Raw genomic sequence first — 22,681 nt, forward strand, 5'->3', positions numbered from 1 at the left:
AGCTGCAAGTGCGATCCGCTGGTAAACGCCATGCCTTCAGGGGCACTCGCAAGCAGCACGGCCTCCTTGAGTTCGTCAAGCCGCTCGGCCAGCAACTGCCGCTGACGATCAATGTCGGCGGCAAAAGCGTGAGCGGCACTCGCGAGTTCAGACAGCTTTTCCATCTGTGACAGCGCGGCTTCGAGCCGTCGCTTTGCAGGCTGCATCTCAAGATGCAGCGCATTCGGATCAGTCTGCCTGTCGGCAGACAGGAAAACACCGCGAACGCCGCGAATGACCGAATGCCCGAGGGTCCAGGCTTCGAAGCCTTCTCCACGCTTGCGCTTTTGACTGTCGACAAGGTAGCCGAGGCTGACCGACGACTTCATGTAGACCGTCGCGAATTTGCCGCCCTCCTGCCCCTTGCGGTCTTCGAGGCGGATGTCAGCGCCGAGCAGCGGAGACCGCCAGACGGCCCGGCTGTCCCAGCCCGAGAGACCGTGAACCGGGTCTGGATGCGAAAAGTCGTTCATGGCGCCGGCGATGTACATCCGATCGACGTCGCCATGCGTGCATTGCAACTCGACCCACGTGTCCGGTATGAGTGGTGCATGAAAGCCACCCCGATACGAGGCCGACGGCTTCATCAATCTCAGCGCCAGCAGGTCCGTACCGTGCGCGCTCGACTTGCGCAGAAATTGCGGCCGCACCGGATAGCGGCCATGATCGTCCAGCGGCGCATAGGGACTCTCGCCGTTCGAAACGATCACGCCCGGGATGGTGCCCGTCACCCAACGCCAATGTTTGGCCGGAGTATATTCGGGCCGCCAGGTCAGATGCGCGGGCGTCGCCTCGAATTCGTTGAATGCGGGCTCGGTGCGGCTCGCCCGCGTTACGACTTTCGTGATGACGAGGCCATAAGGTGCCTCCGACACCTTATGGTTCGTCAGTTGCAACACGGTTCCCGGCATCAGGCCGGCGATGTTGCTGGTGCCCCTGAAGGTGATCTGCCGGGCAACCTGCTCCTCCCGCCGGGCGGTGGAGAGCATCTTGCCGACGTCGGCGTTGCGGTGGTGCTCGGTGCTGCGGTTGATGCTCCCGTACACAGACCGGTCCTCTCGCGCAATATCGGCGGCCGCCTCGAGCGGATCATCGGGCAAGCGGTAATCGCGCTCCCAGAGCTGAACGGAAGCCGGCACTAGCTCACGCACCGCTTCGATACTCAGGATTTCCTTACCCCAGTTGTTGCTCAGCCCCGAACATGGCAAGTACGGCACCTCAAGCGAACGCACATAGGCGCGTGGATTGTCACCGAACACGAGCGTATCGCGGCGGGTCCTGTCGCCTTCCACTGCGTGCCTGAAGTACCAGAAAATTCCGGCGCGACGACAATGTCGGCTGATGAAGTTGAGGATCGACTCCTCGTACATGACCGTCTGCTCGAACTTCTCGCGCGCCTCCTCGAGCTTCAACTCGATATCGAATGGATAGATGTTCTGGCGGTCAACGAACAATTCCGAGATCAGATCCTTGACCGACTTGTCCCGGAACACGCCGGAATCATGCACCTTGTCGTACAGCGCAATTCGTGGCTCGATGCGCAGCTTGTAGGTCGCCTCGTCGCGGGTCACCTTGATGCGCCGCCAGAGCGTCACGACACCATGCACGATGAGTTCCGGCGACACGGTGGGGTCGACCAGCCCCGGAGCTGACGGGATCGACGCTTCTTCTTCGATTCCGAACGTCGCGCGCCGACCGACCCATTGCGCCCCATCGATCTGCCTGTCTGCCGACGTGACCACGACACTCAATCGAAACGGCTCGTTGAATGCCGCGGAGAACTTGCTGCTCACGACAGAAACCGGCGTCGGAGTTGTAGTCGCGACCTTCAGGCGTAATAGCTGCCGAAGCCTCGCGCTCGGGTGCTTCAGGATGGTTTCGATAGTCGTCTGCATGGCCATTGCAGGATCAGATCGGGCAAAATGCCCGGCAGTTTTGGAGTCGTGTTGTATTGCCTCGGGCAACGGTATCAAATGCCCTCAACGCAGTCGATCAGACAAGTCAGAATCTGGCGGAGTTTTTAACGAGAAGCCGGGCAATCGCATGAAATGTCACAAACGGAGAACGGCGGCACGGTAGCGTCATTGACGCCCGCTTTGAGCCGTCGATTCTTGATACCGGCCTTCGTAGTCGTATCCACTTTGAGCAGGGTCAGGCAGATGCGGCGCAGGATCTCAAAGTTCTGGGCGGCGTTGTCGACGCGAACCCCGCATTGATCTTCACCGAAGGCCATGTCCAGTACCCAGTACATGCTGTTCCCGATACGCCAATGAGCCCGCGCAATTCGTGCGGCGTCGGGAGGCAGGCTCGACACGTAACGCGCTGCGCAGCTTCGACCTGCCGGACGCCTGCCAAACCTGACCCTCGCCGCCGAGGAGCCGAACGTGACCCAGAGCGCGGTCGCGCAGCAGATCCGCGTGCTCGAAACGTTCTTCGGCCAGAAGCTGTTGGAGCGCAACGGACGTTCGCTGCGGCTGACGCCGCGCGCGCAGCATTATCTCGTCGATATCGCGAGTTGCCTCGAGCGACTTGCGCAGGCGACCAGGCAAATGTTCGACGGCCCCAGTGGCCAGCCGATCCATGTCGATACGTCCGCGTCGTTCGCACGTGGATGGTTACCGCCGCATACTGGTTCCACCAGGCGGGCGCGACCGTCACGGAGACATTGCGCGGTCCGTTCTACGACGAGTTCTTCCTGTTGATCTGGGCAGCAAAGAGCGGGCTCGGCGTCTGTCTCGCGCCGCGCGCGGTCATGCAGGACGAGATCGCGAACGGGCGGCTCGTCGCTCGCGACGGACTCGGACGAGCAGAGCCGAGCCGGGCCTGACGACGACGGCAGCCGCTGCGACGCCCGACGCACCACGCCGAGCTTCAACCCCAGCCTGCCGAAGATGCGGTTCATCGTCTGCACAGTGCCATCGCTGCGCCCCTGCTCGGTATCCTGCATCGTTTTCGTCGATACGCCCGCGAGCTTCGCCATTTCCGCGCTGGTCAGCCGCATCGTGCGTTTGAGATGACAGACGGATTCCTGCAGCGTCCATTCGGGATGCGAAAGAACGTCCTCGATCGCCTGCCGCCGCAGTGCCAGTTGATCGGGAAGCGAGAGCGTATCGTAGCGCTTGTCCATCGTATCTTCGGCCGAATCAGAGTCGGGCCGTTTCGTCGGCAAGCCGTGCAATGTCCGGCCGCAGGTGCGTGTGCACGTCCATCAGGGTCAAGGCCGAACCGTTTATTTCGCTGGAAATCTATACAAATCATGTCAGTTCATCCGTCTGATCCATATAGAAATCCGCCGAAATAGAATGACGCCGGGAAGCACGGCATCGCGAATCCGGCCCGCTCAGCGGCGGCCGCCCAACGCTTCCTCGATCTTGCGATCCGTCTTGTACTGACTCAGCGCGTAAACCGACCAGATCGCGGCGGGGATCCAGCCGATCAGCGTCAGTTGCAGAATCAGGCAGATCAGGCCGGCGACCGGGCGGCCGATCGTGAAGAACTGCAGCCACGGTACCAGCAGGGCGAGAGTCAGACGCATGAGAAATCCTCTTCTTGCATTGTTGAAGATTGTGCCCGGTCAATATGGCGCTGCGCCCCGTCGAAATCAAGCTCACTCACGCAATCCGCGCGTCTGCCGACATTTGACGTCTCGCGATCCGCAGACATCACGCGAACCCCGTGTGGGCGCGCCAACGCATTGCGGCTCCCATCGGTCGCCCGAAACGCTCTGCTTCGCCCATTCGTCAAAAAACGGCCCCGCATCACACAAGGGCCGCGTCAAAGTCGCTGGAGAAAGTGCCGCGCCGCGATCAGAACGTATGCCGCATGCCGATCCGCACGAGCGTCTGCGTGTTGCCCGCTGACGAGATGCCGTTGCCGACGTCGCCGACCGACGCCGTCGCGGCGACGACATTGCCGTACGGGTCGAGCGTCTTGCCGCTCGCCTTCTGGTAGCCGACGAGACCGTAGAGCGCGGTCCGCTTCGACAGGTAGTAGTACGACGCCAGGTTCAACTGGTGATACTTCGGCGCGGCTTCACCGCCGACCGAGCTGCCGCGCGTGAAGTCGTAGCCGGCCGCGACGCGCAGCGCCGGCGACACCTGCCACGACGCCGTGCCGCCGACCGAGTTGTAGGTCGCGTTGCCCCGGAACGTCGAGAACGCGCCCGCCCGATACTGCGTGTTGCTGTACGACAGGCCGAGCGTCACCGCGCCGATCTGGTAGGTCGACGCGGCCGCGACGATCTGCATGCTCTTCGACGACGCAAAACCCTCGTTGATCGACGACCCGAACGTGCCGTCGTACGAGCCGGTCCATGCGCCGCCGTTCGCGCCGAATGCGTTGGTCGCATACAGGTAGGCCGCGCCGATCGCGAACGGCCCGTTCACGTACTGGCCGCCGACGCTCCACGTGTTCTGGTTCTTCGCGCTGCCCGCCTGGTTGCCGAAGCCGTACAGCCCGCCGAACGTGAAGCCGCCGAACGACGGGCTCACGTACTTGACCGAATTGTTCTCGCGCGACTGGTTGTCGATGTTGTCGAGATCGCCCGGATGCGCACCCATGCCGGTCAGGAACGAACCCGGCCCGATCGAGCCGACGAAATCGACGATCGGATCGTACTGGCGGCCCATCGTCAACGTACCGTAGCGCGTGCTCGACAGCCCCATCCACGCCTGGCGGCCGAACATCCGCCCGCCCTGGCCGAGCTGCCCGGTGCCGATGTTGAAGCCGCTCTCGAGCTGGAAGACGGCCGCGAGCCCGTCGCCGAGATCTTCCTTGCCCTTCAGCCCCCAGCGGCTGCCGGACCACGTGCCGCTCGCGAAGCTGTAGCTCGACGCGCCGCGATACGCGACCGGCGAACCGAGCGACCCCTTGCTCGTCGCGACGCGCTGGTTGCTCGTGTACCCCAAACCCGCGTCGACGATCCCGTAGAGCGCGACGGTGCCTTGCGCATGCGCCGCCGTGCAGAGGCCGCCGGCAACGCAAAGCGCAAAAGTGATCTTCTTCATGTAGAGGATTCCTATTTACTAAATCGATACCACCCGAAACGATGCATCCGGTTACCCGGAATGCCGACCTACGCCGAACCGGACAGCCACTGCGCGACCCGCGCGACGAGCAGGTCCGCTTCGTCGAAGTACTCGACGCCCGCCACCTGCGGCGCGTCGCAAATCGTGAACACCGGCTTGCCCCATTGCAGCCCGAGCGCGATCTCGGACAACGTGCCCAGCCCGCCGCCAACCGCGATCAGGCACAGCGACGCGCGAGCGATCAGCGCGTTGCGCGTGATGCCGAGCCCGGTGGGCAGCGCGACGGTCAGGTACGGATTCGCGTGCTGCGCATCGTCCTCGGGCAGCAGCCCGATCGCACAGCCGCCTGCCGCATGCGCACCGCGCGCGGCCGCCTCCATCACGCCCTGCTTGCCGCCGCCGACGATCGCGACGCCCGCCGCCGCGAGCCCGTGCGCGATTCGCTCGGCGATGGCAAGCTGGGCGTCCGTCGCATCGCGCGGGCCGATCACGCCGACCGGCATCCGGTGCCGGGTCGCGCCGCGCTGCCGTTGCGCGAGTTGCTCCAGCGCGTCGCGCGCCTGGTTCGACCATTCAATGATGTCGTTGCCGTGCAAGTCCTTCCCCCAATGCAAGAACGCAGGTGCAGAGCGCCGTCAGCACGATCGACAGCACGGCGGCCTGCGAGAAATCGGTCTGTCCGTCGGACAGCTTCAGGTACATCAGCAGCGGCAGGATGTTGATCTGCGTGCCGGCCAGCGCGAGCGCCGTGCCGTATGTGCCGAGCGCGATCGCGCTGACGAGGCACCACGCCGACGCGATCGACGGCCATAGCTCGCGCCACGCGACGTCGAACCACGCGCGCCACGGCCGTGCGCCGAGCGTCAGCGCCGCCTCGAGTGGCCGCCGGTCGAGATTCGCGAGCGCCGGGTAGAGGATCAGCGCGACGCGCGGGATCAGGTAGTACGCGTACGCGAAAGCGAGCCCCGGCATCGTGTAGATCGCGCCGCCGACCACGGTCGGGTCCGCGCCGAGCGACGCCAGCAGCGTGGTCACGAAACCGGCGCGGCCGAACACGAGGATGAAGCCGTACGCGATCACGAGGCCGGAGAACGCCAGCGGCACGCCGAGCAGCGCGAGCGACCAGCGGCGGCGCGCCGGCGACTGCCCGGCCAGCACGAACGCGACCGGCACGCCGACCGCGACGGACAGCGTGCCGGCGCCGATCGCGAGCGCCAGCGAACGCACGATGGCGTCGACGACGAGCGGATCGCCGAATACCGCGGCAAACGCACGACCGCCGCCGTCGAACGCTGCGCCGACGAGCGCGGCGAGCGGCAGCGCGAAGCACACCGCGAACAGCCCGGCCGCCGGCACCGCGCCGTAGCGGCGCAGGACGCCGCGCTGCATGGACGAGACCCGCATCCCGTTCCCCTTACTTGCCGAGCGTGGCCTGCGACCAGAGCTGGTCGACCTCGGCCTTGCGCGTCGCGGCCTTCGCGACGTCGAGCGGACGCACCTGCGGCGCATTCGGCAGCTTCGCGGCAACCTCCTGCGCAACCGGCGTGCCGGGCACGGCCGGGCGCACGTAGCCCTGCGCGAACAGCGCCTGGCCGACATCGCTCATCACGAGGTTGAGCCACAACTGCGCCGCGGCCGGGTTCGGGCCGTTCTTCACGAGACTCATCGCGTACGGCGCCGATACGCTACCGTCGTGCGGAATCACGACGTCGGCCGCGTCGCCCATGCCGTCCGTGTACTTGGCCTTGAGCCCGTCGTTCTCGTAGCCGATCAGGATCGGAATCTCGCCCTTGACGAACTTCGCGTACGGCGTCGTCCCCTCGACGCGCAGCACGTTGCCCGCCTGCTTCAGCTTGCCGAAGAAATCCGCGCCCGGCTTCGGGTTGTCGACGCTGCCGCCGTTCGCATAGGCGGCGGCGAACACGGCGACCTGCCCCTGCCCGGTCGAGCGCGGGTCGAGATAGACGACCGCATTGCGATATTCGGGCTTCAGCAGGTCGGACCAGCGCTGCGGCACATTCTTCACGAGCTTCCGGTTGACGAGCAGCGCGATGTTCAGCGAGTGCACGGCGAACCAGCGGCCGTCGGCCGCGCGGAACACCGGCGGCAGCTTGTCGAAATTGACCGGCTTGAACGGCGCGACGACGTCCTTGGCCGTCGCATCGAGCGCCGACGCCGCGAAGTAATACGCGGTGTCGGCCTGCGGACGACGTCGCGACTTGTCGAGCGCGACGACCGTTGCCGCCGAGCCGATGTCGTTGTACGTGATCTCGACCTTCGGGTAGCGCTTGCGGAATTCGGCGAACAGCGATTTCCAGTTCGCCCATTCCGGGCCCGTATCGAACGACACGACGAGCCCTTCGTCGGCGGCCTTCTCGTACAACGCGTCCTCGCCGGGATACAGCGGCGCGGCATGGGCCAGCGCCGGCGCGAGGGTCGCGAACGCGCAGAGCGCCAGCAGGCGGCGGCGCGTTGCAAGAAGGAAGTGGCGGCGTGCAGACATCGTGATTCTCCGTTGAATGAATAGGGTCGCCCGCACTTACGCGGCGGGCAGCACGAGCAGGTGGCGCGGCTCGATCGACACGCAGCGCGCCGGAAGCTCGCGCCCTTCGCCGAGCAGCGCGTCGGTCGCACCGGCCGGCACGAAGTCGAAGCGCTGCGTCGCGCCGAAATAGCGCACCTCGCCGACCCGGCCGTCGATGCGGTTCGCGACGTATTCGGGCGGATCCGGCTGCAGGTGTTCCGGCCGGACCAGCACATCGACCGTGTCGCCCGGCCGATGCGCGCCCGTATCCGCGCACAGCGTGGTAAACCGCACGTCGACCGCGCCGTGCGCGAGCACGCGGCCGCGCAGCAGCGTCGAATGGCCGACGAAGCGGGCGACCTGCGCGGTCGCCGGACGCTCGTACAGGTCGCGCGGGGTGCCGGCCTGCAACATGCGTCCGCCGTCGACGATCGCCACGCGATCGGCCATGCTGAGCGCCTCGTCCTGGTCGTGCGTGACGAGCAGCGTCGTCGCGCCGCACGCGCGCTGCAGCGCGCGGATCTCGTCGCGCAACTGGTGGCGAATGCCGGCATCGAGCGCGGCGAGCGGCTCGTCGAGCAACAGCAGCTTCGGTTCAATCACGAGTGCGCGGGCCAACGCGACGCGCTGCTGCTGGCCGCCGGACAGCAGCGCCGTACTGCGGTCGGCCTGCGCCGCGAGGCCGACGCGTTCGAGCATCTCGAGCGCGCGGCGGCGGCGCAGTGCCGCCGTCATGCCGCGCATCTTCAGGCCATAGCCGACGTTGTCGACGACCGACAGGTTCGGAAACAGCGCGTAGTGCTGGAACACCATCCCGATCTCGCGCTGCCACACCGGCACGCCGGCCATGTCGCGGCCGACGATCGCGATGCGTCCGCGGTAGCCGTCGAGCAGCCCGGCGGCGAGGCGCAGCAGCGTCGATTTGCCGGAGCCGCTGCGGCCCATCACGGCGAGCAGTTCGCCCTGGGCCGCGGACAACGTGACCGCGTCGACGCCGTGACGGGCGCCCGGATACTGAAAGCTGACGTTTTCGAAATCGAGACTCATGACGGTTTCACTTCAGGCGTTGCACGGTGAAGACGGAGGCGAGCGTCGCGAGCACGGCGAGGACGAGCAGCACGACGGTCGCCGCGCAAGCCATCCCCGACGCGCCGTAGAACGCCTGCAGCAGCACGATCGGATAGTTGCGATAGCGGAAACCCGCGATCAGGTTCGAGATCTGGAATTCGCCGATCGACAGCGCGGCGACCATCACGAGGCCGGAAAACAGGCTGTGCCGCAGGTTCGGCACCACGATCGTGAAGAACTGGCGTAGCGGCGTCGCGCCGAGCGTCGCCGCACACGCCTCGAGATGGGCGAGCCCCAGGTGGCGCAGGTCGCTCAGTAGCGTCTGCAGCAAGTACGGAAGCGTCAGCACCGCGTGCGCGGCGATCATCAGCGGCAGCGTGCCGAGCCACGGCAGCGCATCGCCGCTGAAGATCGCGATATAGCCGAACCCGAGCGTCAGCGCCGGCACCGCGATCGGCATCAGCATCACGACGCGCGCCGCGAAGCCGCGGCCGGCCAGTGCGCGGTGATGCAGCGCATACGCGAGCGGCAGCGCCAGCACGGCATTGATCGCACAGCAGGCGAGCGCAACGACGAGGCTCACGCCGAATGCGCGGGTAAAGCTGCGGTTCGCGGCCAGATCCGCAAACCAGTGCGACGTGATGCCGGACGGCAGCAGCGTGTTCGTCCACGACTGGCCGACCGAGCCGATCAGCAGCAGCGCGATCGGCAACGCGAGGTACAGCGCGAAGGCCGCGACGAATGCCTGCAGCAGCAGGCGTCCCGCCAACGCGCGCGGCCGTTTGTTACGACGAATCGGAATAGCTTCGGCAAGGGCCGGAGCGGATGGCGGATGCATGGCGAAACTCGCTGGCGGATACGGAATGGGTCACGCAACGCCCGCCGGACAGGGCCGACATGCGTTGTCGTGACGGACGCAGTGTGCGGATCCGACATGGCATCGTCATGAAAAAAACGTACAACGCCCGCATCGATCTGTGCGCGCAAGGAATAGTTCGCCGTGAAGCACCTGTTTCCCAACATCGCGGAGCTGCACGCGTTCGCGAGTTCCGTGAAGTACCTGAATTTCTCGTATGCGGCCCGCGAGCTCGGCCTGACGCCGAGCGCGGTCAGCCGGCAGATCGCGAATCTCGAGGCGCTGTTCGGCGTCAAGCTGTTCGTGCGCGAGGGGCGCAATCTCACGCTCACGCGGGCCGGGCAGGTCTATCACGCGCGCGTGATCGGCCCGCTGCGCGAGATCGGCAACGCGTCGATCGAATTGCTGAGCGCGCGCGAGAACAGCGATCTGCTGACGATCGCGAGCGTGCCGACCTTCACGACGAAGTGGCTGGTGCCGCGGCTCGCGCGCTTCCTGGCCGTCGCGCCGGGTGTCACGCTGAGTTTTCGCCGCCATCTGGCCCACGGCGACGTGTTTCCGTTCGGACTCGACGCGGCGATCCGCTATGGCGACGGCGCATGGGAAGGCGTGCGCTGCGATTACCTGGACGGCCGGACGTTCGTGCCGGTCTGTTCCCGTGAATTCGCGGCGCGGCATGCGCTGCGCAAGCCGGCCGACGCGGCATCCGCGCCGCGGCTGGTGCACGAGCAGGCGGAGATCGCGTGGTCGATGTGGGCGGAGCGCCATCGCGCGGCACACATGAACGCGCTGTCGGGGCCGCGCTTCGAACAGTATTCGGTGTTGATCCAGGCCGCGCAGGCCGGGCTCGGGCTCGCGCTCGTGCCGCGTTTCCTGATCGTCGACACGCTCGCGACCGGCGCGCTCGTCGAACCGTTCGACGCCTCCGTCGACGTCGACGCGCAAGGGCACTACCTGTGCTACGCGCCGGAGCGCCTGGAGACGAGCGCTGCGTTGCGGCGCTTCAGGGAATGGATGCTCGACGAATGCGCGAACGGATGAGCCTGTCCGGCATGGCCGGACAGGCTCGGGCGGCTGGAGCCGGGCAAGCCCGGGCGGCGTAGCCGGACAGGCTCGGACGGCATTGGACCGGGCAAGCCCGGGCGGCATGGCCGGACAGGCTCGGGCGGCTGGAGCCGGGCAAGCCCGGGCGGCGTAGCCGGACAAGCTCGGACGGCATGGGACTGGGCAAGCCCGGGCGGCATGGCCGGACAGGCTCAGGCGGCTGGAGCCGGGCAAGCCCAGGCGGCAATCCCGGCAGGCTCGGGCGGCACGGCGGCACGGCGGCGCCGGAAGCGCAGCGCCACGCCGCCCGTCACGCTCAACGCCCGATACCGAGCCCCGGCAGCACGCGCGTGTTCTCGGCCACGACCGCATGCAGCAGGCGCGGATCGGCGCCGAGCAGTTCGAGGATCGTCGGCGCGACCTGCTTCGTGCCGACCAGATCGTTCACGGTGCGCGCGCGATGGATGCCCGGGTACGACACGAGCAGGCCGAGGTGGCTGTCGTCCGGCGCGTTGCCGCCGTGCTCCTCGTCCTTCTTCGTGCTCGACGTATAGATCACGCCCGGATTCGGCTGGACGATGATGTCCGGCGTACGGCCGTTGGCCGGATCGCCGAAGCGGTCGGCGAGCGCCGCGCCGTACAGGATGTAGGCCTGCGAGCCGTCCGCGCAGATCCCCGGCGCGTTGCAGCCGAGGTTCGCCTTCAGCGTCTGCACGACGGCCGTGCGCTGGCTGCGGTCGCGCAGCCAGATCAGGCCGACGTCGTCGGTCTGCACGAAGCCCGTGCCGACCAGGCCCGACCCGTCGTTCAGGTTGCCCGTCGACGTGTTGTTCTGGCCGAAGTTGCCGTTCGGGTCGAGGTAGTTGTTCGCTTCGAGCAGCTTCGTCAGCGTATCGCCGTTCTTCACGAGCTTCGTGCGGTCGGTCGGCGACTGGCCGTGCTTCGCCGTGACGATCACGGCCGTCGACGTGTACAGGTTGGCCTGCTTCAGCGCCGCGACGACATGGCCGATCGAGTTGTCGACATACGTGATCGCATTCGCGACCTGACCGTTCGGCGTGAAATCCGCATCGAGATACCCGCCGCCCTTCGCGACCGGCGACTTCTGCGCGACGCTCAGCGTCTGGAAGTTGGCGCCGAACAGCGTCGGCACCGGCGCGCTCTTGGTGCCCGTCGAATCGCGGCCTTCGATCTGGTTGATCAGCGCCTGCACGTGCAGGTTGTCGAAGCGCGCGGTGTGCGAGTAGACGTCCGTGTACGCGGTGTTCGTCGCCGGGTCGATCGAGTTGATCTCGGTGCGCATCAGATCGTCGACGCCGGTGCCTGACGGGCCGTTCAGCCAGTCGTAGCCCCACGCGTGCTTGTCGGCCCACGCGGTGTGCGCATTCGGCACGCCGGCCTTCACGGCCTCGAACACCGTGTTGGTCTTCAGGTAGTTGTGCGGATAGACCGGCACGCACTGGCCGCCCACGCGCGCATGCGGGATCGCCTGCGGGTTGAACGCGCCGCCGCCGTCGAGGTGCACGAGCTGGCCGCCGTTGATCGCGTCGATGCCGGTCGTTTCGTCGAACACGACGTTCCAGCCCTGCTTGCCCGAGCACGTCGTGTCGCTCGGCGCATACAGGTTGCGGTCGTACGACACGTCGTAGAACAGGCCGGCCGTCTTCGGCGAGCCGCCCGTCACGAGCGCCGCGAGGCCCGGGAACGAGTCCGACAGGCCGGGCGTGTACGCATTCTTGTACGTCACGCCGCTCTTGGCGAGCACCGCGATGTTCGGACACGTGTTCGCGCCGATACAGCGCGCGAGATCCTGCTCGTGCAGGCCGTCGACGCTGATCAGCAGCACGTGCTTCACGACGCGGCGCGCGTGGCCGTCGTTCCCGCCCTGACTGTCGCCGTCCTGCTGCGCCGCGTACGCGCCCATGCTTGCGAGCGCCAGCGCGCCCGCCACCATCGCGGCCATCTTCCGCTGCTTACCGAAGAACGAAATCATCACCCCACCTCGTCGATTGATGTTGAACTGCGTGACTTGCCATCAGGCGCGCAAAATATCGCCGGATCGTGCGGCGGTCGGATGAAGCGGGGCTTTCTGTTCTCTGTCAAACGTAACCAAACGCAAGTGACATGAAGCGGTCGCAATGCGGTTGCGCGTCGCGCAACGCAGGTCCGCTCCGTGCGCCGGCGTGCGCGGCCGGATTTTTTTTTCGGCTTGGCCCGCGACTATTGGCGTGTGATAAAGGGTTTTCCCTGACCCGGAGCACGACTATGTCGACCCTGGAAGCTCTCCGGTTCGTGCTGGACGATGCACGCACCCCCGAAATCATTCGCCATCACGTCGTCGACGCGCTGCAGTACGCGCTGCGCAACTACGGACAGGTATTCACCGCGAAGGAAGTCGAATGGCTGACGCAGTGGGACGACGCGCGTCTGCCGCTGGCCGCGAGGAAGGAACTGGACAAGCGCGAACCGGCGATCGTCGCGCGCTGAAAAAAAGCCGCCGCGCCCGGCTTGTGCGGACGCGGCGGCAGCGGATGAAGCGACGGCTTACTGGAGCCCGAAGTCGACGCGGGTCGTCGCGCCCTTGTCCTCGATGCCCTTCGCATCGAGCTTCGGTGCGACGACGAACACGCGGCTCGAATCGATCTTTCCTTCGAGGTACTGGCGCACGGCCTGCGCGCGCTGCTGCGCGAGCGCACGCAGCGCGTTGTCGTCGGCCGGTGCGTGATCGGCCAGCGCCTGCTTCATGTCCGCATCGGGCAGCGTCTTCTGCAGGCCGACCAGGTTGCGCGGCTTCTTGAAGTCGGCGGCCTTGTACGCGCGCGTCAGGTATTTGGAATATTCGGCCGGCTCGACCTTCACCGACATCGGATCGATGCTCTCGCCCTGGCCGACCACGTCCTTCAGCTTCTGCTGGCGAACCAGCCGGTCGACATACGCGTCGCGCAGCCCCGGCGTGTCCTTCGCCGGATCGACGCGGCCGATCAGGTCGAGGCGGATCGATGGCTTCTCGGTCAGCATCTTCACGACGGTGTCGAGCTTCTGCTGCTGCGCATCGGTCAGCGCGTACGTGCCCGGCGCGAACTCGACGTAGCCGAGATCCTCGCCGCTGCCGCCGAACGCATTCGCGAGCAGCGTGAACGGCGACGTGACGGCCTTCGCGATCAGGTTCAGCACCGCGTGCCAGATCAGCCCGCCGATGCTGAACTCCGGATTCGACAGCGAACCCGACACCGGCAGGTTCACGTCGATCTGGCCGCGCGTGTTCTTCAGCAGCGAGATCGCGAGCTTCACCGGCAGCTTCGTCGCCGTGTCGTTTTCGACGTGGTCGCCGAACGTGAGCTGGTCGATGAAGATGTGGTTGTTCGCCGTCAACTGGTCGTTCGCGAGCTGGTAGTGCAGGTCGACGTTGAGCTTGCCCTTCGTGATCGGATAGCCGGCGTACTTCGCCGAATACGGCGTCAGGTTGGTCAGCTCGATGTCGTGCGCGGTCGCCGTGAGGTCGAGCGCGGGTTTCTCGATCAGCGGGTTCACCGAGCCCTTGATCGAGATCGGTCCGTTGCCCGCCAGGTTCGCGGCGACATCGACCGGCGCGGACGTCGTCGAATCCGTGCCGAACGCGCCGACCGTGCCCTTGATCGCGATCAGGTTCGCCGTGTAGTTCGGCTTGATGAAGTTGTCGGTGTACGTGACGCGGCCGTTCTGCAGCAACAGTTCGCCGAAATGCATTCGCACCGGGTGCTGCGGCGGCTGTGCGGCCTTCACGACCGCCGGCGCGGACGCGGCCGGTGCAGCCGAGGCTGCCTGCGCGACGGCCGGCGCCGATGCGGCCTGCGGCGACAGCGGCACCGGCTCGCCCTTGCTTGCGTCGCGCGTCAGCGACTGCGCGGGGCCCGACTCCTTCGCGACGACGTCCTTCAGGTTCAGGCGCCCCTGCGCATCGAGCAGCACGCGGCCGTAGAAGTTCGAGAACGTGACGCGCGCGGCGTCGACGTCGGTGCCCTTCTCGTCGTAGTTCGCCTTCAGGTTCGACAGCGCGAGCGAGCGCCAGCCCGCGAACGGGTCGGACGTCGCCTTGTCGAGCATCCGCACGTCGACGAGCGCGACGTCGCCGCGATAGGTGGCGCGCGGCGTGTCCTTCACCTGCGCGAACGTCAGGTTGCCCTTCGCGTTGAGCAGCGCGCTCGCAACCGTCGCGTTCAGCACGCTGCCGAAATACGGCTCGAACGCAGCCGCGTCGAGGCGGTTGCCGTCGATCTTCAGGCCGAGCTTCAGCGGCTGCGCGGTCACGTCGCCCGCGACGTTCAGCGAGCCCTTGCGGTTCAGCGTCGCCTTCAGTTGCACCGGCAGCGGCTTGGTCAGGTCGTCGCTCAACTTCTGCACCGACAGTTCCAGCGGCTTGATCGCCAGCTTCACCGGGCGCGGCGTCGACAGGTCGGTGAAGTTCGCGGACGAATCCTTCACGTTCAGCGCGTCGATCCGGTAGTGCCACGACGGCGCGGCGGCCTCGGCCTTGCGCGCGACCGTGCGCTTCGGCACCGATGCCTGCGCGGGTTCGGCCAGCGCCGCGAGATCGATCTTGCCGTCCTTCAGGCGCTGCACGTCGAGCGCGAGCCCGCTCGCGTCGACGCTCGCGATCTCCGCGGTGCGCGCGGCGACGTCGACCTTCGTGATCTTCGCGCTCGCGTCGGGCAGCACGATCGCCGGCGCCTTCGCGTCGGGCGTCGCGACCTTCAGCGATTTCAGGCTCACCGTGCTGTCGGCGACCTGCGCGGCGAGCGGCGTCTTGCCCCAGTCGGCCTGTGCGTTGACGGTCGCGCCGAGCGTGCCGTCGAGCACGCGCGCGCGCGTCGCCTCGCCGAGGTACGGCTGCAGCGCCGGTAGCGCGAGCGCGGCGACCGTCAGCTTCGTGCCGGCCTGCTTCGCCGCGAGATTGAAGGCGCCTTCGGCCGTCACGTCGCCGCCGCGCGACAGCGACGTCGACAACGTGTACTTCGCGGGCGTCTTGCCCTGCAGCGAGAAACCGTCGAGCGTCGCGGCGAGCTTCGTCAGCGACAGCGCGGTCGGCGTCGCCGGCACGCGGTCGTCGACGTTGACCGTGCCGCCGTCGATCGCGAAATGACGGATCGTCAGGTCGAGCGGCGGCGGCTCCTTCGCGGCGGCGGTGGTTTCTGCCTTCGCGCCACTGGCTGCTGCGGCGGCAGTTTCGACCTTCGCGCCGCTGGCTGCTGCTGCGGCGGTTTCTGCCTTCGCACTGCTGGCTGCCGCGGCGGCGATTCCGGAAGCGGCTGCGGCACCCGACGCCGCCGGCTTGCCGGCTTCGGCCTTCGGTGCGGCGCCCGGTTGCGCGGCGAGCTTCTCGACGTTCAGCACACCCTGCTTGTCGCGCGACAGGTCGACCACCGGCTGGTCGATCCGGATCTCGTCGAAGTGCATCGCATTGCGCAGCGGCTCGAGGCTGGCCGCCGCGACGTGCACGCCGCGCGCGGCGAACAGCGGTGCGGACGCGTGGTCCGTCACCTTTGCGTCGTTCAGGTCGACGGTGCCCGATACACGCAGCGCGGGCTTCTCGCCGCTCATCACGAAATTGACCGTGAGGTTGCTGCTCAGCAGGCCGCTCGTCACGGCCACCGGCAGCTTCGCCGGCACGTACGAGATCAGCTTCGGCACGTCGAGACGGTCGAACTTCAGCGCGATCTCCGACTCGCGCGACTGCGCGAACGGCTTGGTCCTGCCGTCGATCGCGATCGGGCTACCGTCGAAACGCATGCGCAGCTTCGGTTCGACGAAGATGTCGGTCTTCGACGCCAGCGTCGCGATATACGGAATGCCGAGCATCCAGTTGTCGACGACGTGCTTTTCGTTCAGCAGGCGATCGTCGAAATCGATCCGGCCGTCGTTCACCTGGATGTTCGACACCGAGAACTGCGTCGGCTTGCTTTCAGGTTTGGACGGCGTCGAGAACTTCTCGATCAGGTCGGTGAAATTGAAGCGCTGCGCGTCGTAGCGGACGATGTGAAAGCGCGGCGAATCGACGCGGATTTCGTTGACGATCGGCGCGCCGCGGAACAGCGACGACCACGACGGCCTCACGACGAGCTTGCCGATGTCGATGAAGTCGCCCTGGCCGCCGCGCTCGCCGAGATGGATGCCGTCGGCTTCGAGATTCAGCGTGTACGGGTTCAGCGCGATGCGCTGGATCGTGGCCGGCCGGTCGAGCTGCTTGCTCAACTGCTGTTCGGCGACATGGCGGATCAGCGGCGGCGCCGCGAAGAACCCGAGCAGTCCGAATAGAACGAGGAAGATCAGTACGCCGATGCCGATACGCCGGGTCCGGCGCGAGCGTGCAACGCCGCCGAGGGCATGGAGGGTCGAGGATACGGTTTCTTTGTCTGCGCTTGCCATGCTTGAATATCTCGGGAATGGATGCCGGGCCGCACCGGAAAACCGGGCGGCCGCGCACGCTATCCCGAAAGTATAGGCTCAGGAGATAACGGTACGGAGGTCGGGCGCCGCCGCCGCGCCCGCGGGTCGGGCAACGGCGCCGGTCATCCGTTCATTTCCGGACGACGACGGGCGGCATCCACGAGCCGTCGCTCGCCTGCGGCTTCGGCGCGTACAGGCGCAACGCGAGCGCGAAATCGGCGCGCGGCGCCGGCAGCCAGTTGCCCGCATACGCACCGCCCGGCGACGCCGACACGACGATGTCGATCGAGCCGTCGTGGTTGCGGCGCAGCCGGTCGCGATCGCCGAGCGAGCGGCGCGCCGCGCCGAGGTCGGGCAGCGCGCCGTTCGTCGTGTAGGGCGTGAGCGTCCAGAACGCGCGCGCCGGCGGCAGCGCGCCCGGCGCGAAATGCAGCACGTAGCGGTTCGCGCCGTTCAGCGCATGGCCGTCGCTGTCCACGCGGACGACCGCGAGCGTTTCGTCGTCGCGCGTCGCGGCGCCGAACTGCGTGTAGGCCGCGTACGCGCGCAGCGCGTAATCCTGGCCGTACTTGCCGGCCGTGTCGCCGATCCAGCTCCAGCCGTTCGCGTTCAGCAGGTTCGACGGCGGCGTCGCGAGCCGCGCGCGCGCCTCGGCGACACCCGCCGTCGCGGCCGCGAGGCGGTCGCCCGTCCACAGCACCGGGTAGCCGGCCGACACGCCGATGTCGCCGAGCAATTCCTGCGCGTGCGCGTCGTCGGCCGGCGGCGGGTTGTCCTGCAGCGCCTGCGCGAAGCGCGCGAAGAACGCCTTCGGGTCGAGCGCGGCCACCTGCTCGGCCGGCGTGCCGCCGCCCACCGCCTCGGACGGCGCGCTGCCCGCATGGACCGCGACCGACGCGCCGCGCGCGGCGCCCGTGTAAACGGACAGCGGCACCACGCGGATCGCACGCTGCAGCTTCTTCACGTTCGTGAGATCGCGCCCGCCGCTCGTCTGCAGCCGCACTTCGAGCCACGCATTGCCCGACGGCACGTCGACGCGCTGCACGCCCTTCGGCAGCGTGCCCTGCCAGTCCTTCGCGGCAAAGGCAATCGTTTGCGATCGTGCGCCGCCGCGGGCCCCGCGCGCCGGCACGCTCGACGACGACCACAGCACGTTCGTCCACATGTCGAGCGCGCGCGCGTCCCAGTAGCGGCCGCGCGTATCGGGCAGCGTGACGATCACGGGTTCGGCGGCGACGTCGAGCCAGCCGGTCGAATCGAGCGTGTCGACGCCCGGCAGCGGCGGATTGACCGCGCCGACCGGCGGCAGCGCCTGCGCGTGGCGCAGCGTGTTGAGCGGCGCCTGCCCCGGTTGCGCGCCGTCGCCGCCCGTCGCCGCTTCCTTCGCGACGTCCATCAGCACGAGCGGATACGCATAGATATAGGAGTCGGCGACTTCCGCGCGCATCCAGCCGGTTTTCCGCTGGATCGCATCGGGTTGCGATGCGCATCCCGCAAGCAACGCCGCCATGGCCAGCGACGCGCACGCGCGCCGCAGAGAAACTGATTCTCGTTGGTTTTCAATCATCGATTACTGGCCGAATATCGTTCTTTTCAGTCAACGCCTTGTTCGACTCGCGAACGGCGAAAACAAGGCACGTCAGCTTGCCCGCATGACCGTCTCGCTACGGTGGGCGCTGGTATCAGGCCGGTATCATAGCGCCTAAGGGCATCCCCCAATATGCCGAATAGAGGACGGAACGGTAATCGCACTGTCGACGAATTCGAAACATTTCGCGCAATTCGCCAAAAAAATGGAGGTATCGAAGCGACGCCGACACGTGCTGGAACGATCCCGAGGCAGAGAGGCTCGTGGTTCGGATTAACGGATGGCGTCATTATTGACACCATCCGTCATGGCGAGCGAATGGAAGATCCTCGAGCAAATGAGGCGCGAGCCCGCCAATCCGGTTCAAGCCATGCCACCTCAAGACACCGTGGCAAGGCGATCCACGACTGAATATCCAGAATGATCGCGGGAAAGCGAAGGCGTATCAGGTGCGGCAGGTTCTCGACGCGATCGATCGACTGAAGGAACAGAAATCATGACCCAAGACCACTTTACGTACCGCGTAACGTGGTCCCCGGAGGACGGGGAGCACGTCGGCCTCTGCGCGGAGTTCCCGTCTCTTTCATGGCTCGACGAAACACCGGAAGGCGCGCTGGCCGGCATTCGCCGGCTCGTCGCCAATGTCGTGCGCGACATGGCCGCGAACGGAGAGAAGGTGCCCGAGCCGATCGCCGATCGAACCTACAGCGGTGAATTCAAAGTTCGCATCCCTCCGCAGGCGCACCGCGCGCTGGTGATCCAGGCCGCCGAACAAGGCGTCAGCCTGAATCGTCTCGCTAGCGCCAAGCTCTGCGCCTGATCGCGCAATCGAGCGCAAATGCATGACCGCCCGGCTGCCCGTCTGGAAGCCGGGCGTTGGCTTTTCCGGGCCGTAACAACCGGTGCGCATCGAAAGCGTCGCCCCCTTGACCTTCCCATCATGGGAATGTTGATACTGGGACCATTCGCGGCACGAACCGCGCTTTTGGGGAATCCGACATGACTGAACCACTTGCCTCCGCAGCGCTGCAAACCATCGAACTGAGCGTCGACGGCATGCATTGCGGCGGCTGCACGGGCCGCGTGCAGCGCGCGCTGGCCGCCGTGCCGGGCGTCGTCGATGCGGCGGTCGATCTCGACGCGCATACGGCGACGGTGACCGCGCAGGAATCGGTCGAACCCGGCCGGCTCGTCGACGCGGTCGGCGAGGCCGGCTACCGTGCGGCCGTACGTGAAGCGGCGGTCGAAGCCGTCGCGACCGCGCCTGCGGCGCATGGGCTGCGCGACGAAACGCCGCCCGTTTCGGCGGCTGTGCTTCCTGCGGCTGCGGCCACGATCGAACTCGAAATAGACGGGATGACCTGCGCGTCGTGCGTGTCGCGCGTCGAAAAGGCGCTGGCGAAGGTGCCGGGTGTCACGCGAGCGTCGGTCAACCTGGCGACCGAGCGCGCCACGGTCGATGCCGCGACCGACGTTTCCGCCGCGCGGCTCGTCGAAGCCGTGAAGCAGGCCGGCTATGGCGCGACGCCGACGGCGCCCGATGCGGCCATCCCGGCCACCGCCGCCGTCATGCCTGCCGCAACCGCCGGCATCGAACTCGAAATCGACGGGATGACCTGCGCGTCGTGTGTGTCGCGCGTCGAAAAGGCGCTCTCGAAGGTGCCGGGTGTCACGCGGGCGTCGGTCAACCTGGCGACCGAACGCGCCACGGTCGATGCCGCGGCCGACGTTTCCGCCGCGCGGCTCGTCGAAGCCGTAAAACAGGCCGGCTATGGCGCGACGCCGGCCGCCGGCGCCGCCGCCATCGCCGTCCGGCCGGCAGAATCCGCCGCCTCCACCGATCTCGAACTCGACATCGGCGGCATGACCTGCGCATCCTGCGCCGGCCGCGTCGAAAAGGCGCTGGCCGCCGTGCCGGGCGTCGCGCGCGCATCGGTCAACCTTGCAACCGAGCGCGCGTCGGTGCACGGCGCCGGCGCACTCGACGCCGCCACGCTGATCGCGGCGGTCACGACGGCCGGCTACCGCGCATCGCTCGCCGCCGCGCCGTCGGCCGATGCAACGCCCGGCGCAGACGCGCAACCGGCCAGCCCCGCGCAAGATCCCGACGCCCGCAAGCGCCGCGAAGCGGTTCGCGAACGCAACCTCGTGATCTGGTCGGCCGTGCTGAGCGCGCCGCTCGTCGCGCCTATGCTCGTCGCGCCGTTCGGCATCGACCTGATGCTGCCCGGCTGGCTCCAGCTCGTGCTCGCGTCGATCGTGCAGTTCGGCTTCGGCGCGCGCTTCTACCGTGCGGCCTGGCATGCGGTGAAGGCGCGCGCCGGCAACATGGACCTGCTCGTCGCGCTCGGCACGTCGGCCGCGTACGGGCTGAGCCTGTGGATGCTGCTGCGCGATCCCGCGCATCCCGGCCACCTGTATTTCGAGGCGTCGGCCGTCATCGTCACGCTCGTGCGCTTCGGCAAATGGCTCGAATCGCGCGCGAAGCGCCAGACCACCGAGGCGATCCGCGCACTGAACGCGCTGCGTCCCGACCGTGCGCGCGTCGTCGAGCACGGTGTCGAACGCGACGTGCCGCTGGCGCAGGTGCGCGTCGGCACGAACGTCAGCATCCGCCCCGGCGAACGCGTGCCGGTCGACGGCCGGATCGTGTCGGGCCGCTCGCATATCGACGAATCGCTGATCACCGGCGAAAGCCTGCCCGTGCCGAAGGACGACGGCGACGCCGTCACGGCCGGCTCGATCAACGGCGAAGGCGCGCTCGTCGTCGAAACCACCGCGATCGGCGCAGAGACGACGCTCGCACGCATCATCCGCCTCGTCGAATCCGCGCAGGCCGAGAAGGCGCCGATCCAGCGGCTCGTCGATCGCGTCAGCGAAGTGTTCGTACCGGCAATCCTCGGTATCGCGCTGCTGACGCTGGTCGGCTGGCTGATCGCCGGCGCCGGGACGGAAACCGCGATTCTCAATGCGGTCGCGGTGCTCGTCATCGCGTGCCCGTGCGCGCTCGGCCTCGCGACGCCCGCCGCGATCATGGCCGGCACGGGCGTCGCGGCCCGGCACGGCGTGCTGATCAAGGACGCGCAGGCGCTCGAGCTCGCGCAGCGCGCCACCGTGATCGCGTTCGACAAGACCGGCACGCTGACCGAAGGCAAGCCGTCCGTGACGGCATTCGAAGCCGTCGGCATGCCGCGCGACGAAGCGCTCGCACTCGCGGCGGCGGTGCAGCGCCAGAGCGACCATCCGCTCGCTCGCGCCGTGGTCGCCGCGCACGATGCGGACGTGGCCGCGCGCGGTGCCGCAGCACCGCCAGCCGTTGCAGCCGATGCGCGCGCGGTGGCCGGACGCGGCGTGGAAGCGCGTGTCGGCGGGCAGTTGCTCGCGCTCGGCAGCACGCGCTGGCGCGACGAGCTCGGCCTGGCAGTGCCGCCGGCGCTCGACGCTCGCGCGGCCGAGCTTGAACGCGCGGGCAACACGATCTCGTGGCTGATGCGCACCGATGCGCCGCGTGCGCTGCTCGCGCTGATCGCGTTCGGCGACACCGTGAAGCCGGGCGCCCGCGCCGCGATCGCGGCGCTGTCGGCGCGAGGCGTCGCGAGCGTGCTCGTGACGGGCGACAACCGCGGCAGCGCGGCGGCCGTCGCGGCGTCGCTCGGCATCGGCGAAGTGCATGCGCAGGTGTTGCCCGACGACAAGGCACGCGTCGTCGCCGAACTGAAGCGCACGCACGGCGGGATCGTCGCGATGGTCGGCGACGGGATCAACGATGCGCCCGCGCTCGCCGCGGCCGATGTCGGCATCGCGATGGCGACCGGCACGGACGTCGCGATGCACACGGCCGGCATCACGCTGATGCGCGGCGATCCGGCGCTCGTCGCCGACGCGATCGACATCTCCAAACGCACGTACCGGAAGATCCAGCAGAACCTGTTCTGGGCGTTCGTCTACAACCTGGTCGGCGTGCCGCTCGCGGCACTCGGCTTGCTGAACCCGGTGATCGCGGGCGCGGCGATGGCGTTTTCCAGCGTCAGCGTCGTGACCAACGCACTGCTGCTGCGGAGATGGAAAGGGCGGGCGCGCTGAGGCGTGCTGGTGAACTAGCCGAATGGGCG

At 67.5% G+C, this 22,681-nt stretch carries 17 protein-coding genes and 1 pseudogene; 5 read left to right on the forward strand and 13 right to left on the reverse strand.

Features of this window, described 5'->3' with window-relative positions:
• On the reverse strand, window positions 1–1,934 hold a 1,934-nt coding region (locus tag KVT39_RS22980), incomplete at its 3' end, for a type VI secretion system Vgr family protein (protein WP_217590277.1).
• Window positions 1,935–2,059: 125 nt separating this feature from the next.
• Entirely contained in the window at window positions 2,060–2,290 is a 231-nt protein-coding gene (locus KVT39_RS22985; RefSeq protein WP_244099630.1) for a hypothetical protein, read from the reverse strand.
• 133 nt (window positions 2,291–2,423) lie between these two features.
• Between KVT39_RS22985 and KVT39_RS38690 the strand changes: the two are divergent.
• Window positions 2,424–2,471: pseudogene (locus tag KVT39_RS38690) on the forward strand (hypothetical protein); the annotation flags it as partial.
• A gap of 62 nt (window positions 2,472–2,533) precedes the next feature.
• Here KVT39_RS38690 and KVT39_RS38070 read toward each other — a convergent pair.
• From KVT39_RS38070 to KVT39_RS23030, 8 genes are all read right to left on the reverse strand, one after another.
• Window positions 2,534–3,166: a hypothetical protein gene (locus tag KVT39_RS38070; protein ID WP_254640618.1), complete on the reverse strand. Its 633-nt coding sequence runs from the start codon at window positions 3,164–3,166 to the stop codon at window positions 2,534–2,536.
• 213 nt (window positions 3,167–3,379) lie between these two features.
• A complete protein-coding gene (locus KVT39_RS23000) occupies window positions 3,380–3,574 on the reverse strand; it encodes a YqaE/Pmp3 family membrane protein (RefSeq protein ID WP_175749598.1) in 195 nt (64 codons plus the stop codon).
• A 271-nt stretch (window positions 3,575–3,845) separates the two neighbouring features.
• The gene (locus KVT39_RS23005) at window positions 3,846–5,045 is read right to left on the reverse strand and encodes a porin (RefSeq protein WP_105390537.1); all 1,200 of its coding nucleotides are present in this window, start codon (window positions 5,043–5,045) and stop codon (window positions 3,846–3,848) included.
• Window positions 5,046–5,113: 68 nt separating this feature from the next.
• Window positions 5,114–5,662, reverse strand: a complete 549-nt coding sequence (locus KVT39_RS23010) for a TIGR00725 family protein (RefSeq protein WP_217590278.1) — start codon at window positions 5,660–5,662, stop codon at window positions 5,114–5,116.
• On the reverse strand, window positions 5,640–6,470 hold the full coding sequence (locus tag KVT39_RS23015; RefSeq protein ID WP_217590279.1) for an ABC transporter permease: 831 nt from the start codon (window positions 6,468–6,470) through the stop codon (window positions 5,640–5,642). Before KVT39_RS23015 ends, KVT39_RS23010 begins: the two co-directional genes overlap by 23 nt.
• Before the next feature lie 10 nt (window positions 6,471–6,480).
• Window positions 6,481–7,569: an extracellular solute-binding protein gene (locus tag KVT39_RS23020; RefSeq protein ID WP_217590280.1), complete on the reverse strand. Its 1,089-nt coding sequence runs from the start codon at window positions 7,567–7,569 to the stop codon at window positions 6,481–6,483.
• Between the two features lie 36 nt (window positions 7,570–7,605).
• Window positions 7,606–8,637 carry an ABC transporter ATP-binding protein gene (locus KVT39_RS23025; protein ID WP_034181651.1) on the reverse strand — a complete coding sequence of 344 codons (1,032 nt, stop codon included), beginning with the start codon at window positions 8,635–8,637 and terminating at the stop codon, window positions 7,606–7,608.
• A 7-nt stretch (window positions 8,638–8,644) separates the two neighbouring features.
• Complete coding sequence (locus KVT39_RS23030; RefSeq protein ID WP_034181650.1) at window positions 8,645–9,496, reverse strand: ABC transporter permease; 852 nt, start codon at window positions 9,494–9,496, stop codon at window positions 8,645–8,647.
• Window positions 9,497–9,658: 162 nt separating this feature from the next.
• Between KVT39_RS23030 and KVT39_RS23035 the strand changes: the two genes are divergently transcribed.
• Complete coding sequence (locus KVT39_RS23035) at window positions 9,659–10,555, forward strand: LysR family transcriptional regulator (RefSeq protein WP_217590281.1); 897 nt, start codon at window positions 9,659–9,661, stop codon at window positions 10,553–10,555.
• Window positions 10,556–10,874: 319 nt separating this feature from the next.
• Here the strand turns inward: KVT39_RS23035 and KVT39_RS23040 are convergent, their stop codons facing one another.
• The gene (locus KVT39_RS23040; protein WP_217590282.1) at window positions 10,875–12,551 is read right to left on the reverse strand and encodes an alkaline phosphatase family protein; all 1,677 of its coding nucleotides are present in this window, start codon (window positions 12,549–12,551) and stop codon (window positions 10,875–10,877) included.
• Window positions 12,552–12,823: 272 nt separating this feature from the next.
• Between KVT39_RS23040 and KVT39_RS23045 the strand changes: the two genes are divergently transcribed.
• On the forward strand, window positions 12,824–13,045 hold the full coding sequence (locus tag KVT39_RS23045) for a hypothetical protein (RefSeq protein ID WP_034181647.1): 222 nt from the start codon (window positions 12,824–12,826) through the stop codon (window positions 13,043–13,045).
• Between the two features lie 57 nt (window positions 13,046–13,102).
• Here KVT39_RS23045 and KVT39_RS23050 read toward each other — a convergent pair whose 3' ends face one another.
• Window positions 13,103–16,960, reverse strand: coding sequence for a DUF748 domain-containing protein (locus tag KVT39_RS23050; RefSeq protein ID WP_217590283.1), 3,858 nt, complete (start codon window positions 16,958–16,960; stop codon window positions 13,103–13,105).
• Window positions 16,961–17,111: 151 nt separating this feature from the next.
• The gene (locus KVT39_RS23055; RefSeq protein ID WP_217590284.1) at window positions 17,112–18,548 is read right to left on the reverse strand and encodes a DUF1254 domain-containing protein; all 1,437 of its coding nucleotides are present in this window, start codon (window positions 18,546–18,548) and stop codon (window positions 17,112–17,114) included.
• Between the two features lie 517 nt (window positions 18,549–19,065).
• On the opposite strand from KVT39_RS23055, the gene KVT39_RS23060 reads away from it, so the two are divergent.
• Both KVT39_RS23060 and KVT39_RS23065 read left to right on the forward strand, forming a co-directional pair.
• On the forward strand, window positions 19,066–19,389 hold the full coding sequence (locus KVT39_RS23060) for a type II toxin-antitoxin system HicB family antitoxin (RefSeq protein WP_131947964.1): 324 nt from the start codon (window positions 19,066–19,068) through the stop codon (window positions 19,387–19,389).
• Between the two features lie 179 nt (window positions 19,390–19,568).
• The gene (locus KVT39_RS23065) at window positions 19,569–22,652 is read left to right on the forward strand and encodes a heavy metal translocating P-type ATPase (RefSeq protein WP_217590285.1); all 3,084 of its coding nucleotides are present in this window, start codon (window positions 19,569–19,571) and stop codon (window positions 22,650–22,652) included.
• The last annotated feature ends 29 nt before the right edge of the window (window positions 22,653–22,681 follow it).

Origin of the sequence: Burkholderia sp. GbtcB21 (assembly GCF_019091065.1) — a bacterium.
In the GTDB taxonomy this organism is placed as follows: domain Bacteria; phylum Pseudomonadota; class Gammaproteobacteria; order Burkholderiales; family Burkholderiaceae; genus Burkholderia; species Burkholderia pyrrocinia_C.

What these genes read in the sequence shown, in the direction of transcription:
- KVT39_RS22985 (WP_244099630.1), bottom strand. Translation starts at nt 2,290, where the DNA reads ATGTACTGGGTACTGGACATGGCCTTCGGTGAAGATCAATGCGGGGTT.
- KVT39_RS38070 (WP_254640618.1), bottom strand. Translation starts at nt 3,166, where the DNA reads ATGGACAAGCGCTACGATACGCTCTCGCTTCCCGATCAACTGGCACTG.
- KVT39_RS23000 (WP_175749598.1), bottom strand. Translation starts at nt 3,574, where the DNA reads ATGCGTCTGACTCTCGCCCTGCTGGTACCGTGGCTGCAGTTCTTCACG.
- KVT39_RS23005 (WP_105390537.1), bottom strand. Translation starts at nt 5,045, where the DNA reads ATGAAGAAGATCACTTTTGCGCTTTGCGTTGCCGGCGGCCTCTGCACG.
- KVT39_RS23015 (WP_217590279.1), bottom strand. Translation starts at nt 6,470, where the DNA reads ATGCGGGTCTCGTCCATGCAGCGCGGCGTCCTGCGCCGCTACGGCGCG.
- KVT39_RS23020 (WP_217590280.1), bottom strand. Translation starts at nt 7,569, where the DNA reads ATGTCTGCACGCCGCCACTTCCTTCTTGCAACGCGCCGCCGCCTGCTG.
- KVT39_RS23025 (WP_034181651.1), bottom strand. Translation starts at nt 8,637, where the DNA reads ATGAGTCTCGATTTCGAAAACGTCAGCTTTCAGTATCCGGGCGCCCGT.
- KVT39_RS23030 (WP_034181650.1), bottom strand. Translation starts at nt 9,496, where the DNA reads ATGCATCCGCCATCCGCTCCGGCCCTTGCCGAAGCTATTCCGATTCGT.
- KVT39_RS23040 (WP_217590282.1), bottom strand. Translation starts at nt 12,551, where the DNA reads ATGATTTCGTTCTTCGGTAAGCAGCGGAAGATGGCCGCGATGGTGGCG.
- KVT39_RS23045 (WP_034181647.1), top strand. Translation starts at nt 12,824, where the DNA reads ATGTCGACCCTGGAAGCTCTCCGGTTCGTGCTGGACGATGCACGCACC.
- KVT39_RS23050 (WP_217590283.1), bottom strand. Translation starts at nt 16,960, where the DNA reads ATGGCAAGCGCAGACAAAGAAACCGTATCCTCGACCCTCCATGCCCTC.
- KVT39_RS23055 (WP_217590284.1), bottom strand. Translation starts at nt 18,548, where the DNA reads ATGATTGAAAACCAACGAGAATCAGTTTCTCTGCGGCGCGCGTGCGCG.
- KVT39_RS23060 (WP_131947964.1), top strand. Translation starts at nt 19,066, where the DNA reads ATGACCCAAGACCACTTTACGTACCGCGTAACGTGGTCCCCGGAGGAC.
- KVT39_RS23065 (WP_217590285.1), top strand. Translation starts at nt 19,569, where the DNA reads ATGACTGAACCACTTGCCTCCGCAGCGCTGCAAACCATCGAACTGAGC.